This is a genomic window from Achromobacter sp. HZ34, from assembly GCF_002209485.1.
Taxonomy (GTDB): domain Bacteria; phylum Pseudomonadota; class Gammaproteobacteria; order Burkholderiales; family Burkholderiaceae_B; genus Bordetella_C.
Genome location: NZ_NJIX01000002.1, coordinates 57,457 through 71,605, shown reverse-complemented (window position 1 = coordinate 71,605; position 14,149 = coordinate 57,457). Strand labels below are relative to the sequence as shown.

Here is a 14,149-nt window from a genome sequence, read left to right as displayed (position 1 = left end):
TGCTTTCGGCATGTCGACTTCTTGCATGAGCGCTTCCTGCATTTCCAGGTTCTCTCTCTTTTTTTTAGTGGGTGGGGGGGTGAGGGGTTTCAGGGGTCGGCCGCACCCAGGGCGCGAACAGCACGCTGAAGCTGACGCCCAAGGCCACCGTGATACCGAAGTTGGCGATCGCAGGCGTGCTGCTCAAGCCCAGCAGGCCGAAGGACAGCAGGGTGGTCAGGGCCGCCAGCACCACGCCGATCAGGCATGAGGCGGCGCCGGCCACGCGCTCGTACATGACGATGGCGTAGTCCAGGCCGATGGCCGACACCAGCAGCAGGCCGAACAGGCTGAACAGGGTCAGCGGCTGGCCCAGGATGCCCAGCGCGCCCAGGGTGCAGGCCGACGCGGCCAGCGGCACCGCCAGCAGGCGCCAGGTGGCGTGGCGGCCCAGCGTCAGCCACAGCAAGGCGCCAGCGACCAGGTAGGACAGCAGTTTCAGTTCGGCGGCCTCCCAGCGCGTGCTGGCGAAGCTGCGGTTCAGATCGCCGGTCTGGTCGATGTAGCTCACGCCTTCCAGGCCCTGGGCCGCGGCGGCCACGGCGCTCGTGTCGCGCAGCCCTTGCAGGCTGACGATGGCGGCGACCTGGCCGTCATGTTCGCCCAGCCACAGGTCGCGCCGGCTTTCGCCCAGCGGGCCGGCCAGCGCGTCGGTCATCTTGACCGGCGGCAGGTTGACCAGGCCGTCGACATTGGCCAGCACGGTGGAAGCGGGCACGCCTATGGTTTCGAAGGAAGGCGTCAGGCGGGCGCGCCAGGACGGGTCGCGCATGCGGTCGCGCAACTGCTGCTGCGCGGACTCGGGCGCCAGCAACTGGTTCAGGGACAGGTAGGAAGCCAGGGCCTTCTTTTCGACCAGCCCGTCCAGCTTCTGGCCCAGGTCGGCCTGGCGTTGGTAGAGCGTGCCAGCATCCGGTGCGCGCACCAGGAAGTACTGGCTGGTGGGCATGATGCCGGTGATCTCGCCTATGCGCCTGGCCTGGTCCAGCAGGGTCGGCGGCAGGTTGACCCACAGGCGCAGGTCGTCCTGCACGCTCAGCTTCAACAGGCCGCCGGCGCACATCAGCGCGATGCCCAGCGCCAACCACCGCAGCGTGCGGCGTGCGGTCCAGACCGACAGCGTGTCCAGCAGGCTTTGCGCCAGGCGCGGCAGGCCTTGCCACGGGCGCGGTGCCCAGCCGCGCAACCAGCGCGGCAGCTCGCACACGGTGCAGGCGTAGGCGCCCAGCAGGCCGGCGGCGGAAAACACGGCGGTCTGGGTCAGGGCCGGGAAGGGGGTGAACAGCAGGGCCAGATAGCCCACCAGGGTGGCCGCCAGGATGATGCTCAGGCCCGGCAGCACCCGGCGCAGGGCGTCGCGCGCGGTCCAGTCGGACAGGCCGTAGCTTTTGCCCAGGTAGTGCAGGGGAAAGTCCACGGCAATGCCGATCAGGCTGGCGCCGATGGCCAGGGTCAGGATGTGGATGCTGCCGAATGCCGCCACGCAGGCCACGATGCCGCACAGCAGGCCGGCCGCCACCGGCACGAAGGCCAGCAGCACGCGCCAGCGGCGCATGGCCAGCAGCATCAGCAACACGATGCCCAGCAGGGATCCGCCGCCTATCCACAGGCTGTCCGCCTGGGCCTGGGACTGGCCGGCGGCGGCGTACAGCGCGCCGCCGGTGGCCAGCAGTTCGCCGCCGTCCTTGGCCACGCCGGCGCGGCTTTCGTCCACCAGCGCGGCAATCGCCGCCGGCGAGTGCTGGTCGAAGGCATCGCCGCTGGTCTGAGCCCGCAGCAGCACCCAGAACTTGCCGTCCTGCTCGGTCAGCAGGGTGCCGCTGGCCAGGTCGAAATGCATCTTCCCGGGCGGCCGCAGGGACTTCTCCGCCATGCGCGCCAGACCCAGCAGGTCTTCGTCGGTCGGCACCAGGCCGCCCACAGAGAACGGATCGACCAGCTCGCGCACCCGCTGCGCCGCGTAGGCCGCCGGATCGTTCATGAAGCGCTGGCGGCCGGCGCCGGAAATCAGGGACAGGCGCTGCGTCGCCATTTGCTGGCGCACCGCGTTCAAGTCGATGTCGGCATCGACCTGCACTTTGGCGAACAGGCCGCTGTGGTTCCACAGATGGCCCAGCCCGCGCGCCAGTTCGATCGCGTGGCCGCGGTCCGGCGCGCCCACCAGCGCCACCATCTGGCGTGTCAGCGGTTTCTGGATCTGGGCGTCGGCCTCGTGGCGCAGCTTGTCGCTGCTGACGCTGGGAAGCAGGTCGAGCAGGCTGGACGACACCGGCCAACCATGGCGGCATTGCCAGGCGCCCACCAGCAGCACCAGCACCATGGCCACGCGGAATATCAGGGAAAGCAGGCGCTCGCGTTGGGTGGGGGCCTCGGGATCAAGGCGCGAAATCTTGGGTTTCATCGGCATTCAGTTTGTTGTCGGCGCGTGCGTTCTTCATCTCCATCACGGTGCGGTCGCCCTGCGTCTCGCGCAGCTCGATGCGCTCCACCAGCTTGCCGCCATTGATGCGGATGTCCTGGAAGATCTGCTTGAGCAGGGAAGACTTGGGGGTCATCACCAGTTGCCAGGCGCCGGCCGAGCCACTGACTTGCATGTCGAAGTTGTCTTGCAGACCCTTGGTGTCGCCGGCCAGTACGGCCAGGAACAGGCGGGTTTCGCGGCCGGAGCCGATCTGCTGCGGCAAAGCCTGCCATTTGCCGCCATCGCCGCGGCGGTAGATGCCCTCGGCGGTGATCAGCAGGTCCTGGAACAGCGGTACGCGCAATTCCCATAGCAGGCCGCGGTCCGCCGACAGCACGAAGACGCCATTGCTGGTGAGCGGTTGCGGCAACGAGCGCAGGAATTTCTGCTGCACGAACTGGCCGCGCACCACGGGGGTGGCTTGCAATTGCTGCTGCAGGTCGTTCAGGTCGAAGGCCTGCGCGGGCAGGGCGGCGGCGCCCAGCAACAGCGCGCCGCAGGCGCCCAGGTAACGGAAAAGACGCTTCATTCCGCCACCTTGCCGGCGGTGTGATCTGCGTTGCCGGCGGCGTGGCGCGCGGCCGCCAGCAGGGGCTCGGGCGACATCAGCTGCATTTCGCGGGTGGCGATGGAGACGGCGACCTGGACCGTGCTGGCCCGGGTCAGGCGGGTGCCGGAAGCGGCATCCGTAATCAAATAATGAATCTTCAAACGATGCTCCCATTCCACCAGTTCGGCGCGGACGGATACGCGCTGCCCGAACACGGCGGGGTTCACATAACGGAGTTGCAGGTCGATGACCGGGAAGACATAGCCCGATTCACGCATGGCGTCGTAACCGTAGCCGATGGCGTCCAACAGTGCGCAACGGGCCTGCTCCAAATATTTCACATAGTGGCCGTGCCAGACGACGTTCATGGAATCGACGTCGAAGAACGGAACCGTCAAGGATATCTCGACGCTGCATAAACCGCGCTTACGCATGGCCATTCCAGAAAGGATAAAAGTTGAACCATTGTTGCGGGGCGTCCGCGCACTCGCGCGCCAGGCGGTCCGCGTAGCGTTGCGCCCAGCGGCCGATTTCGGCCTCGCGGTGGCCGCGCGTCCATGCCACGGTGTCGGCCAGGCGCTCCAGCGTCACGCGGTAGCGACCGGCGATCTTGGTACAAAAGAGAACGTTGACAGGGCAGCGCAGCAGGCCGGCCAGCAGCCAGGGGCCTTGCGGAAAGGATGCCGGCGCGCCGAGGAAGTCTGCGGTGGTGACGCGGGCGCTGGTTTTGCGGGTGCCTTCCAGCGGTGCGCTCCGCGTTTGGACCCCGCCTTCGGGAACGTCCCGCCCTGGATTGGCGCGGACCGGTACGCGATCGCCGGCGATGGCCAGCCACTCGCCCTGCTCGATGCGTTGATGCAGGTCCAGCATGGTGGCCGCGTCCAGTTCGGTGACCTGGTACAGGCGCAGCCGGCTGGCGCCGTGGCTTTCCAGCAGGCGATTGAAGGCCTCGGCATGGCGGGTGTGCACCAGCACGTTCAGCGCCAAATGGCCGCTGCGTTCGACCAGGGCGCGGCAGACGTCCATGTTGCCGACATGGGCGCACACCAGAATCTGGCCGCGGCTGGCGTGTGCTTGACCCTGTATCTGGCCATGCGCCTGGCCGCGCATCTGGCTGTGCAGGTCGTCTGGATCGACCATGCTGATGTCGGCGCGGGTCAGGCGGCCTTGCCACATGTCGAGTTTGTCCAGGATGGCGTCGGCGAACGCCATGAACTGGCCGAATACCGGACGCTTGGCCGGCAGCGCCCGGTCCAGGCCCTGGTCCCGCAGGCGCTGCTGGTAGTCGGCGATGGCGCGCCGTGCGCGCGGCGCGAAGCAAAAGAAATACAACACGATCAGCAGGACCAGCGGCCGCACCGTGCGGCGGCCGAAGGTGCGCGCCGCCCAGGCGGTGAGGCGCAACAGGACGGGTGTGCCACGTTCCTTCTGGGCGGCCCAGTGCGGCGGATGCGCGTTCATGGCGTGCGGCCCATCAAGCGGCGCGCCAGGAGTCGCGGGGCGCGCGGCAGCATGCCGAAGAACAGGCGGGCATGCATGCGGCTGATCAACAGGTTGTCGCGCAGGCCCTTGAAATGCGAGATACCGCCAACCGGATAGGACACCCGCGTGGGCAGCCACACCATCGGGACGCCGCGCCAGTGCAGCCGCACCAGGACGGCGATGTCGAAGTCCATGCGGCGGCCGGGATTGCAGCGGCGCAGTAGCGCCAGGGTGGGAGCCAGCGGGTAGACACGGAATCCGCACATGGCGTCCGGGATGGCACGCGACAGGGTGTTGATCCAGACCCAGACGCGGGTCAGCCAGCGGCCGTAGAGGCGGCTGCGCGGGGCGTCGGCGCCATAGGCGGGAGCGCCGCAGATGACGGCATCGGGCCTGTGGCGGGCGGCGTCGAGGAAGGCGGGGATGTCGTCCAGCGCGTGCTGGCCGTCGGCGTCGATCTGCAGGGCGTGGCTGTAGCCCAGGGCGCCGGCATGACGCAGGCCGTCCTGGACGGCCTGGCCCTTGCCGCCATTGACGGGGCGGCGCAGGAGCTGCGCCAGGCCCGCCGCGGCCAGGTCGTCCAGCGTGCGGGCGCACTCGGCGTTCGAGCCGTCATCGACCAGCACGCAGGGCAGTCCGGCGGCCCGCACCCGTTCGACCACCGCGCGCACGGTGCCTGGGTGGTTATAGACAGGGATCACGGCGCAGGGGTTGAAGGTCGCCGGCCCGGGCGTGCGAGCCGGCATGGAGTCAGGCTGCATCATGGCGTGCCTGCGTAAGGATGCGGCCGGAAGAGCAAGCCTGGTCGCCGGCGCGGAATTCAAAATACAGGCGGCCGCGCGCCGGCTCCCAGCGCAGCGCCAGCGCGACGCGGTCGCCAGGACGCATCAGGCGCTGGAACTTGAGCGCGTCCGCACCGTGGAACCGCAGCTCCGCGGACAGGTCCCGGCGTGCCAGATTCATGGCCCAGTCGATCTGCGCCACGCCAGGCACCACGGGTGTCGCCGCGAAATGGCCATCGAATTGGCGCAGGTCCAGCGGGACATCCAGAGCGTAATTGCGCAGCTGGATCGATCCGTCCGTGGCTGGGGCGGCGTGCATCGCCGCGCTGGCCGGCGCGGCTTGGTCCTGCGAAGGTCCCGGTTTGTTTACCCCCGCCCCCGATTCCGCGCGATCCGCTTCGATCTCCTGCGGCCAGCGGGGCCGTTGCAGCGCGGCTTCGAAGTCGCCGCGTGGTAGCTTGCCCTGGGCATTCCAGGGCAGTTCGCGCACGAAGCGCCAGTGGCGTGGCACGGCCAGGGCTTCCTGCGTGGGGGCAATGTGCGTGCGCAAGGCCTGCGCCAGCGCGGCACGCCCGCCATTGCGCAGGGTGTGCACGCCCTGCGGCGTCAGCGCGATGAGGGCCGACAGACGCGCCTCACCGGTCACCAGGTCTACGCGCGCCTCGTGTACGCAAGGGTGCGTCGCCAGCGCCTGTTCGACGGCCGGCAGGGCAATACGCTTTTCCTCGATCTTGACGATACGGTCCATGCGACCCAGCAACACGAACCCGTGCGCCGTCAGGCGCACCGCGTCGTTGCTCTGGAACGTCTCACCGGCTTGCAGCCAGGGCGAACGTATCCACAGTGCCGCGGGAGAGGCAGTTCCGCCGCTGTGGGCGGCAACGTTGCCCGTAGTGCCAACCGCGGCGGTGTCGGTAGCACCGCCCTTGCCACCGGTCTCGGCGGTTTCAGCATGATCCCTGGCGCCGACTTCGGCGCCGGGCAGGGGCTGCCAAGCCGTGTCGCCCTGGCGCCAGGCCACGGCACCGGTTTCCGAACTGCCGTAGATTTCGCAGGGACGGCAGGCGAGGTCGCGCGCCAGCATGTCGCTGACATCCACTGGCAGCGGACCGCCGGAAGAAACGATCTGGCGCAGGCCGGCGCGCAGCGCGGCATGGTCCAGGCTGGTGCCCAGGCGCTTGAGCAGGGCCGGACTGGCGATCCAGACGAAATCGGCATGCGGCAGGCTGGCATGCTGCAAGGCTTCGGGATAGACCAGCTGGCGGCGCGCCACCACGCGGCCCGAGCACAAAGGCCACAACAGGCGGAACGGCAGGCCGTACATATGCTGCGCGCTGACGCTGCCCAGCACGCAGGCGGGCGTCTCGGACCAATGCCACAAGGCTTCCAGCGCTTCGATCTCGGCCGCCAACTGGCGCCAACGCTTGCTGATCTGCTTGGGCTGGCCGCTGGAGCCGGACGTACACAGCACCACCGCGCCCACGTCCAGGTCCAACGGCCCCCCGGACAGCGGCGCCGCACCGGCCATCAACGGTCCTATCGCATGGACCGCCAGACCTCGATCCGCTTCGCTGACGGCACCAGCGGCAGGAACAGCGGCGGCAGGCGCGCCTGCCATGGCCAAGGCAACCGCGCCTTCATCATCGGTCAACCAAAGGTCCAGCCCGGCATCGAGGCGGGCCAGGGCCAGGCGGGTTGCCGCGCGGTTGTCCGGCGCCAGTACGGCCGTGGCGCCGATGCGCCAGCAGGCCAGCAAGGCCACCGCCAGTTGCGCGGCATCGTCGAACCATAGTCCGACCCGGCGCACGCCGCGCGCTTGCAACGCTCCCGCCAAGGCCAGGCTGCGCTGCGCCAGCGTGGCGCGGTCCAGATCAGGCCCATAAGCGACCAGGCGATTCACGGACGCAGTGTCCAGCAAAGCGTGAAGCGAAATCCAGGCCATCGCTACGCTGCCTTGCGCGCGTGTGGGCGCACCACCCATTCACCGGCGATCAGGACGCCTATCAGGATGTAGCTGATGCAGCCGTTGTACAAAGTCCACCAGCGTGCCGGCGCCCACAGCGCCAGCGCCGCCGCGGTCGCGCCGTTCAGGGCGAAGAATACGGTCCAGATCTGCGTCACGCGGCGCGTGTACCGCACGCCGGACGGCGGCAGGTCGGGCCGTCCGGCCGCCGCTTCGCCCAGCCGCGCCAGCCGCTCGATGGCGGGCATGCCGCGCACCAGGCTGGCGCCGAACACCGCGCACAGGCCGGCGTTGATCAGGACCGGGTACCACAGCAGCCAGCGCGGATCCTCGGCGAAGGCCAGCACCAGGCAGAAGGCCAGGGCCAAGGCCGGCAACAGGCGGCCGCCGGCCTGGCCGGACGGCGCGGTCAACGCGCGCGCCAGCCATAGCGCTGCCAGGGGCAGGGCGATCCAGCGCGCGCCGCCGCCCTGCAGGCCGGCATACACGACGAACGGGTAGGCCAGCCCCGCTGCCAGCAAAGCGAGCGCCAGAACCGCTCTCGTCATGCAGCGGCTTCCTGTTGCCGCATCACTGCATCGACGACATCCTGCACCGTGCGCACCGTGCGGAAGTTTTCCGCGGCCAGCTTGTGGCCGGTCTTGCGCTTGATGTGATCGAGCAGATCGATGGCGTCGATACTGTCGATCTCCAGGTCCGTGTAAAGGTTGGCGGTCGGTACCACGCGCTCGGGTTCGATTTCGAAAAGGTCCACCATCGCGTCGCGAAGCACGTTGAAAATGTCTTCCCGGGTCTGCATCACACTTGCTCCAGAGACTCAGGCGCTGCGTTGCGCCGAGACGAACTCACTCAAATTGGTTATGGTCGCGAAATGGCCACGCATGTTCCTCGTTTCGGGATCGATGGTGATGCCATAACGTTTCTGCAAGGCGAGCCCCAGCTCCAGCGCATCCACCGAATCCAGGCCCAGCCCGTCGCCGAACAGCTCGGCGTCGTTGTCGATGTCCGCGGGGGTGATGTCCTCCAGCCCCAGGGCCTCGATGACAAGGGCTTTGATCTCATTTTCCAGCTGGCTCATCCCGCTTCAGCTCCGTTTCAAAATAGTTATGTAGATGTTCATTCATCAGGCGGCCGGCGATCGGTAGGGGATGCTGGCTGGTCCAACGCTGCGGATCGACGTCGGCACCGACCTCAAAGATGTAGTGCATGCGTTGGCGCGGTATGCGGTACCACGGCTCGCCCTTGGTCAGGCTGCGTGTGTTCATGTGAATCACCACCGGCGTGATGACGCGCGCGCCGCGCATCGCGATGGCGCAGGCGCCCCGATGGAAGCGCGGCGAACTGTCTCGCGGCGTGCGGGTACCTTCCGGAAACACCACCAGCGTCTCGCCATCGCGCAGCACCTGGGCGGCGTGGTCGAACATCTCCAGGCTTTCGTCGTTGGTGATATAGCGGGCGTTGCGCACCGGCCCGCCGGTGAAGATATTGGTCGCCAGGCTGTGCTTGACGATGCAGTTGGCGCGCGCGACGTGGCCCAGCAGAAACACGACGTCCAGCAGCGACGGGTGGTTGGCCACGATCATCTGGCCGGGGCGGCCCAGCCGTTCGGCGCCACGGAACTCGTAGGTCAGGATGCCGGTGCGCACCAGCAGGCGGAGGAACAGGCGGAACATCCAGAAGATGACGCCGCGCGCACGCCGCTGCCGGCGCGCCAGATCGGGGCACAGCAGGCGCTGCGGCGGGAAGACGACCAGCCGCAGGAACAGGCCGCCCAGGCCGAAGACGGTGAAGGCGAAGGCGGTGGCGAACAGTCGCAGCAACCAGGCGTCCTGCCGCGGCGGCAGGGGTTCGACGAAGGGTTCGATGCTGTTTTCCATGCTCATGACAGATGCTGCCAGCGCCACTGGCGGCGCGGATGCGAGTGCGTCCAGTCGCGGCTGCCGAGGGCCAGGTGGCGCAAGAGGTTCAATGGATTCGGCAGGGCGATGGCGGCGCCCGCCGGGGGAGCGGACAGGTCTTCCCGCAGGGGAGCAGTGGGAGTTCCAGCAGTGTGCGAAGCCGCAGCCCCCTGGATGTGAAGCGCCGGATCCCTTGGCGCGGGAGCCCGGAGTTCCAACGCGTAGTCCTGCCCTGCGGTAACGCGCAGCGCCAGGCCGTAGGGGAAGGGGATGTCGTCGATCCACGCCGTATAGGACTCGGGCGGACGTTCTTCGGCCAGCACCACGAGCACCGCGGGATGGCCGGCGTCCAGCAGCAGGGAGGCTTCGACGATGGCGCTTTCCAGGCCGTCGCCCTGCACCGACAAGGCCACGGTCTCGGTGGTATCGTGCCGCAGGATGGACCACATGCCCGCGCAGGCGTTATGCACGGACAGGCTGAAGGAGGTCGGCGACAAAGGCTCGTCCTGCGCCAGCGCGTGCAACAACTCGTAGCCGCGCGTGGTCTCGCCATGATGCGAGGCGTAGACCATCGGGATGGCTTCACCCTCCGCGGTCAGCGGCCAGGCGCTGCCCACGGCCATGCGCGCCAGCGGGCTGAGCCGGCGACGTTGCATTGCGGGGAGGAATCCGATGTCAGGCGTGGGCGCGCGCGTGTCCGTCGTCGGGATGAAAGGGCTGCGCGCCCAGTCCCGCCAAGCGTCTACGCTCTCAATTCCAGGCGCCCAGGCGTGCCACTGCGGAATTGAAAATTTCAACATGGCGCGCAGTGTACCGGGCCGCAGGCTCTTCCATGGGACTATCTTGTTACATTGTCTCCATATTGCAATACACTTTGTCATAGTTCAGGTTATTGTCAGCAATTTGGCCAGCATCGAGGCCATCCGCTGGCCATTGGGTAGCGATTGAACAGGAATAGAGGGTGTCTGAAACCAAGACTTCAGTTCCAGGAGACGGGATAAATTCCGCATCCGCAGGCGTATTCGCAGCGGATGCAGGCGCTGATTCTTCAGCGCGCTCGTCAGTTGTCGACGCCGCGGCCGGCCTGCCCGCCTTGCTGTGGGCCTGTCCGGCGGCAGCGGAGGACTACGATCCCGGCGCCTTGTCGCCCGCCGACATCCCGCGCGCCGGGACGCCCCGCACACCCCGCGCCGCCTTGCAATGGCGGGTCAGCCGAGCGGCGTTGCAGCAGGCTGGCGTAGGAACAGGGGCGCATGCCTCGGGTTCGCGGCGTCCGGCTGCCGGCGGGGGAAGCCGCAGCGCAGAAGACGCCTCTGTTGTGGCAGGGCATGCCGCCGGCCTTGCGACGGCGCCGGCCTGGTCGCTCAGCCATAGCGATGGGCATGCCCTGGTGGCGCATGGCCCGGCCGGGTGGCGGATGGGCGTAGACCTGGAGCGCAAGCGGGTGAGGGACCTGGAGGCACTGGCGCCGTGGTGCTGCGACGACGCCGAGCAGGCCCACCTGCAGGCCTTGGCCGAGGCGGACCGGTTGACGTTTTTTTACCAGTTATGGACTTTGAAAGAGTCCTTCATCAAGGCCGCCGGCCTGGACTTTCCGGCGGATATGCGGACAGTCGGCCTGCGCGCCCAGGCTGACGGCTGGGCGCTGCGCGCACCGGCCGGCACCTGGGATGCACGTTGCTGGACGATAGGCGAGGACTGGGTCGCCAGCGTGGTGTGGTCGATGCCGGACGGGGGGCAGGCCACCCTGGCTGGTCCTGCCGAAGCACTGCATTGGCGCGCGGCCAGAAACTGCGTTCTGCCACCGGTTCGCACCGTGTATGCGGCGTCGAGCACCTGGCCATACGGGTCGACCGCCCAGGACGCCGCCGACCGCCACTGACTGCCACTGACCACCGCCGATCGCCGCCGATCGCCCCGGCCATCCAGGTCCTGCCTAAGGCAAGGACTTGGCCGCTTCCGCGCATGCCTGGCGCAGGCAGTCCAGAAACCCGTGATGCAGCGACGACAAGGGATCGTCGGCATGAACCAGGGCGCCGATATGGAAGTACACCGGCGGCTCCAGCCGGCGCAGGGACAGGCTGGGCCGCGCCACCCCTTGGGCGCTGTAGGCATCGACGATGGCGTCGCCGCAGCCCGCCTCGACCATGGCACACGCCATGTAATGGGTATGCACCCGCAACGCGGTGCCCAGGGCGGTGCCGTGCTCGGCCAGGGCGGATTGCAACAGTCCGCCCAGCGGATCTTGCGGATCCATGGAAATCAGCCGGCTGCCATCGACGGCCGCCAGCGGCATGGGCGCGTGGTCCGCCTCTCGGCTGACATAGACCATTTCCGATCGGTCCAGGTCGATACGGGCAATGCCCGGGTGGGCGGGCGGCTCGTACGTTATCGCCATATCGATTTCCCGTGCCAACAGGCCCGCGATCAGTTCGCCGGTGTGATGCGTATGGATGCTGAAAGTGATGTCCGGCTGGCGGGCCCGGCTCAGCCCCGTGGCGCGCGGCACGATGCCCAGGCCCAGGCTGGGCGCGCAGCCCAGACGCAAATGGCCCTGCGGATGGTGCCTGAGATTGGCGGCCAGCTTGCGCACGCTTTCCAGGTCGCGCGACAGGCGGGCGATGTCCGGCGCCAGGATGTCCGCCTCGCGGGTGGCCTGCAGCCGTCCCTTGATGCGTTCGAACAACTTGAAGCCGACCTGCGCTTCGGCATGCGCCAGCATCTTGCTGGCCGCCGGCTGGGAGATATGCAGCGTCTGGGCGGCGCGGCTGAGCGATCCCGTGGCGCGGATGGCTTCGAACAATTCTATGTGGCGCAGGCGCATGAGGGTATTCGTAAGGCAATAGCTGAAGGTTATGCGGCAGCTTAACCACAATCTACCCGCATGGATCGCTTATAAGGGAAACCCTGGACTGCGATTCCATAGCCAAAGGTTATGTCCGCTGGCGGCTTTGGCATTTGCGGGTGCCTCGCGCAACGTCCAGAATCGGCCCCAGGTGGATCTTTCAGGATGTTTTCATGCGTGTATGCGTGATCGGGGCCGGCGTGGTCGGCGTGACCTCCGCTTATTTCCTGGCCCGCCAGGGTTTCGATGTGACGCTGGTGGACTCGCGGGAACGGCCTGCCGAGGTTTCCAGTTTCGCCAATGGCGGCCAGTTGAGCTACAGCTATGTCGCTCCCCTGGCCGGGCCTGGCGTGCTGCCCAGCGTGCCCAGCTGGCTGTTGCGGGCGGATTCGCCCTTGCGTTTCCGCCCGCGCCTGGACCCGCACCAGTGGCGCTGGTGCCTGGATTTCGTGCTGGCCTGCCGCGCGTCGGTGGCGCGCACGTCCACGGCTGAGCTATCGACCCTGTCTTACCTGAGCCGCGATGCCATGCACGGCCTGCTGGCGCAAGAGCCTATCGAATTCGGCCATGTGCGCAACGGCAAGCTGATCGCGTATCGCGACGCGAACCTGCTGGAGAAGGCGCGGCGGCTGGTGGCTTACCAGGCGGCGCACGGGGCGGAACAATCGGTCCTGTCGGCCGAAGAAACCCTGGCGCTGGAACCGGCCCTGGCCGGCATGCGGGGCAAGCTGGCCGGTGCCATCTACACGCCCAGCGAGGAAAGCGGCGATTGCCGCCTGTTCACCGAGGGGTTGTTCGACAAGCTGAAGACGCTGCCCAATGTGGCGCTGCGCATGAGCACGAACGTGCGCGGCTTGCGCCGGCGCGGCGCCGTGATTACCGCCGCCGACAGCGACAAGGGCGACATCCAGGCGGAAGCATTCGTGGTGGCGTCGGGGCTGGGCAGCCGGATCTTGCTGGGGCCCTTGGGCGAGAACCTGCCTTTGTATCCGCTCAAGGGCTATAGCCTGAGCGTGCCGCTGGCGCACGAGGACGAAGGGCCGGCCATCAGCGTGACCGATTACGAACGGCGCATCGTGTATGCGCGCATGGGCAAGATCCTGCGCATCGCGGCGATGGTGGATATCGGTAGTGCCGACTCCGCCATCGATCCGCAACGCATTGCCTTGCTCAAGCACCAGGTGGCGGAGATTTTTCCCCGGCTGGATCTGGATACGGCAGTGGCCTGGGCTGGCTTGCGGCCCGCGACGCCGGGCAGCAAACCCATTATCGGGCCCAGCCGGGCGGCGCAGAATCTGTGGCTGAACGTGGGGCAGGGGGCGTTGGGTTTCACACTGGCTTGCGGCAGCGCGGCCTTGCTGACGGCGCAGATGGCGGGCCTGCCTGCGCCCATCGATGCCGCGCCGTTCCTGCCGAAGTGAGTTGCGCGCGGCGGCGCTGGCGGGCGCTGCCCATCCTGCAAGGAAGCAGGAGATTTCTAAATAATGCACCCCGACCACGGTCTTTTTGTAAGGACCATGGCCGGGGTGCGGTGCGCCGGCATGTCATTGGCGGGCTTATGGTCCGTTTCGAACCAGTATGGCGCCGCCGCCGGCAGGTGGCTCTACAGAGCCGTTTGACTCATCAGGGCGGGCGCTTACTCAGCCGTACCTGCCCGTTGTGCGTCGCATCAATGCGGATCAGCGCTGCTTTTGCATGTTTTTGTTCTGGGCATCGCTGCTGCCATGCGATCCCTGGCCTTGGCCGCCGGACGGCTTCTGGCCGGGTTGCTGCTGCTGGCCTGGACGGTTTTGCTGCTGTTGCTGCTGGGAACGCTGTTGGTCCTGGTTGTGCTGCTGACCGGACTGGCCTTGTTGATCTTGCTGCTTTTGGCCTTGCTGATTCGATTGCTGGCTCATCATCGGACTCCTGTGCTTGATAGGGCCGCCGACTTGACGGCTGATACACGCGGCGAATTCCGCGTGATCACCGATAAGGCAGCAAGCGTTATGCCCCCGCAGTGCGTCATGCTCAGCGTTGGCGTGCTCAACCGGCAGGGTAAGGAAAAAAGGAATTTCTGAAGAAATTCCTTTTTGATTTCATGGGACATGAATTGAAGGGACGCCGTCGTCATGGCATTTCCCGCTGCG

General features: G+C 67.4%; 15 protein-coding genes. 3 read left to right on the top strand and 12 right to left on the bottom strand.

Annotated elements, in window-relative coordinates:
* Positions 1 to 64: 64 nt before the first annotated feature.
* Genes CEY05_RS07050 through CEY05_RS07000 form a run of 11 tightly spaced genes read right to left on the bottom strand, consistent with a single transcriptional unit; the run spans position 65 to position 9,975 of the window.
* Positions 65 to 2,440 carry an MMPL family transporter gene (locus tag CEY05_RS07050; protein WP_088597802.1) on the bottom strand — a complete coding sequence of 792 codons (2,376 nt, stop codon included), beginning with the start codon at positions 2,438 to 2,440 and terminating at the stop codon, positions 65 to 67.
* Complete coding sequence (locus CEY05_RS07045; RefSeq protein WP_088597801.1) at positions 2,415 to 3,029, bottom strand: outer membrane lipoprotein carrier protein LolA; 615 nt, start codon at positions 3,027 to 3,029, stop codon at positions 2,415 to 2,417. The genes CEY05_RS07050 and CEY05_RS07045 overlap by 26 nt, the downstream gene beginning before the upstream one ends.
* On the bottom strand, positions 3,026 to 3,484 hold the full coding sequence (locus tag CEY05_RS07040) for a thioesterase family protein (RefSeq protein ID WP_088597800.1): 459 nt from the start codon (positions 3,482 to 3,484) through the stop codon (positions 3,026 to 3,028). Before CEY05_RS07040 ends, CEY05_RS07045 begins: the two co-directional genes overlap by 4 nt.
* On the bottom strand, positions 3,477 to 4,511 hold the full coding sequence (locus tag CEY05_RS07035) for a glycosyl transferase (protein ID WP_088597799.1): 1,035 nt from the start codon (positions 4,509 to 4,511) through the stop codon (positions 3,477 to 3,479). The genes CEY05_RS07040 and CEY05_RS07035 overlap by 8 nt, the downstream gene beginning before the upstream one ends.
* On the bottom strand, positions 4,508 to 5,293 hold the full coding sequence (locus tag CEY05_RS07030; RefSeq protein WP_233161479.1) for a glycosyltransferase family 2 protein: 786 nt from the start codon (positions 5,291 to 5,293) through the stop codon (positions 4,508 to 4,510). Before CEY05_RS07030 ends, CEY05_RS07035 begins: the two co-directional genes overlap by 4 nt.
* Complete coding sequence (locus CEY05_RS07025) at positions 5,283 to 7,214, bottom strand: AMP-binding protein (RefSeq protein WP_233161413.1); 1,932 nt, start codon at positions 7,212 to 7,214, stop codon at positions 5,283 to 5,285. The genes CEY05_RS07030 and CEY05_RS07025 overlap by 11 nt, the downstream gene beginning before the upstream one ends.
* Before the next feature lie 44 nt (positions 7,215 to 7,258).
* Positions 7,259 to 7,825, bottom strand: a complete 567-nt coding sequence (locus CEY05_RS07020) for a hypothetical protein (RefSeq protein ID WP_088597797.1) — start codon at positions 7,823 to 7,825, stop codon at positions 7,259 to 7,261.
* Positions 7,822 to 8,076 (bottom strand): acyl carrier protein, encoded by a 255-nt coding sequence (locus tag CEY05_RS07015; RefSeq protein WP_088597796.1) that lies wholly within the window; start codon positions 8,074 to 8,076, stop codon positions 7,822 to 7,824. Before CEY05_RS07015 ends, CEY05_RS07020 begins: the two co-directional genes overlap by 4 nt.
* Before the next feature lie 18 nt (positions 8,077 to 8,094).
* Positions 8,095 to 8,355 (bottom strand): phosphopantetheine-binding protein, encoded by a 261-nt coding sequence (locus CEY05_RS07010; protein ID WP_088597795.1) that lies wholly within the window; start codon positions 8,353 to 8,355, stop codon positions 8,095 to 8,097.
* On the bottom strand, positions 8,336 to 9,160 hold the full coding sequence (locus CEY05_RS07005) for a 1-acyl-sn-glycerol-3-phosphate acyltransferase (protein ID WP_088597794.1): 825 nt from the start codon (positions 9,158 to 9,160) through the stop codon (positions 8,336 to 8,338). Before CEY05_RS07005 ends, CEY05_RS07010 begins: the two co-directional genes overlap by 20 nt.
* Positions 9,157 to 9,975, bottom strand: coding sequence for a beta-ketoacyl synthase chain length factor (locus tag CEY05_RS07000; RefSeq protein ID WP_088597793.1), 819 nt, complete (start codon positions 9,973 to 9,975; stop codon positions 9,157 to 9,159). The genes CEY05_RS07005 and CEY05_RS07000 overlap by 4 nt, the downstream gene beginning before the upstream one ends.
* 293 nt (positions 9,976 to 10,268) lie before the next feature.
* Between CEY05_RS07000 and CEY05_RS06995 the strand changes: the two genes are divergently transcribed.
* A complete protein-coding gene (locus CEY05_RS06995) occupies positions 10,269 to 11,057 on the top strand; it encodes a 4'-phosphopantetheinyl transferase superfamily protein (RefSeq protein ID WP_143220308.1) in 789 nt (262 codons plus the stop codon).
* A gap of 54 nt (positions 11,058 to 11,111) precedes the next feature.
* Here the strand turns inward: CEY05_RS06995 and CEY05_RS06990 are convergent, their stop codons facing one another.
* Positions 11,112 to 11,999 (bottom strand): LysR family transcriptional regulator, encoded by an 888-nt coding sequence (locus CEY05_RS06990; RefSeq protein ID WP_088597791.1) that lies wholly within the window; start codon positions 11,997 to 11,999, stop codon positions 11,112 to 11,114.
* Positions 12,000 to 12,193: 194 nt separating this feature from the next.
* On the opposite strand from CEY05_RS06990, the gene CEY05_RS06985 reads away from it, so the two are divergent.
* Entirely contained in the window at positions 12,194 to 13,441 is a 1,248-nt protein-coding gene (locus tag CEY05_RS06985; RefSeq protein WP_088597790.1) for a D-amino acid dehydrogenase, read from the top strand.
* A gap of 270 nt (positions 13,442 to 13,711) precedes the next feature.
* A complete protein-coding gene (locus tag CEY05_RS06980; protein ID WP_088607517.1) occupies positions 13,712 to 14,080 on the top strand; it encodes a hypothetical protein in 369 nt (122 codons plus the stop codon).
* The last annotated feature ends 69 nt before the right edge of the window (positions 14,081 to 14,149 follow it).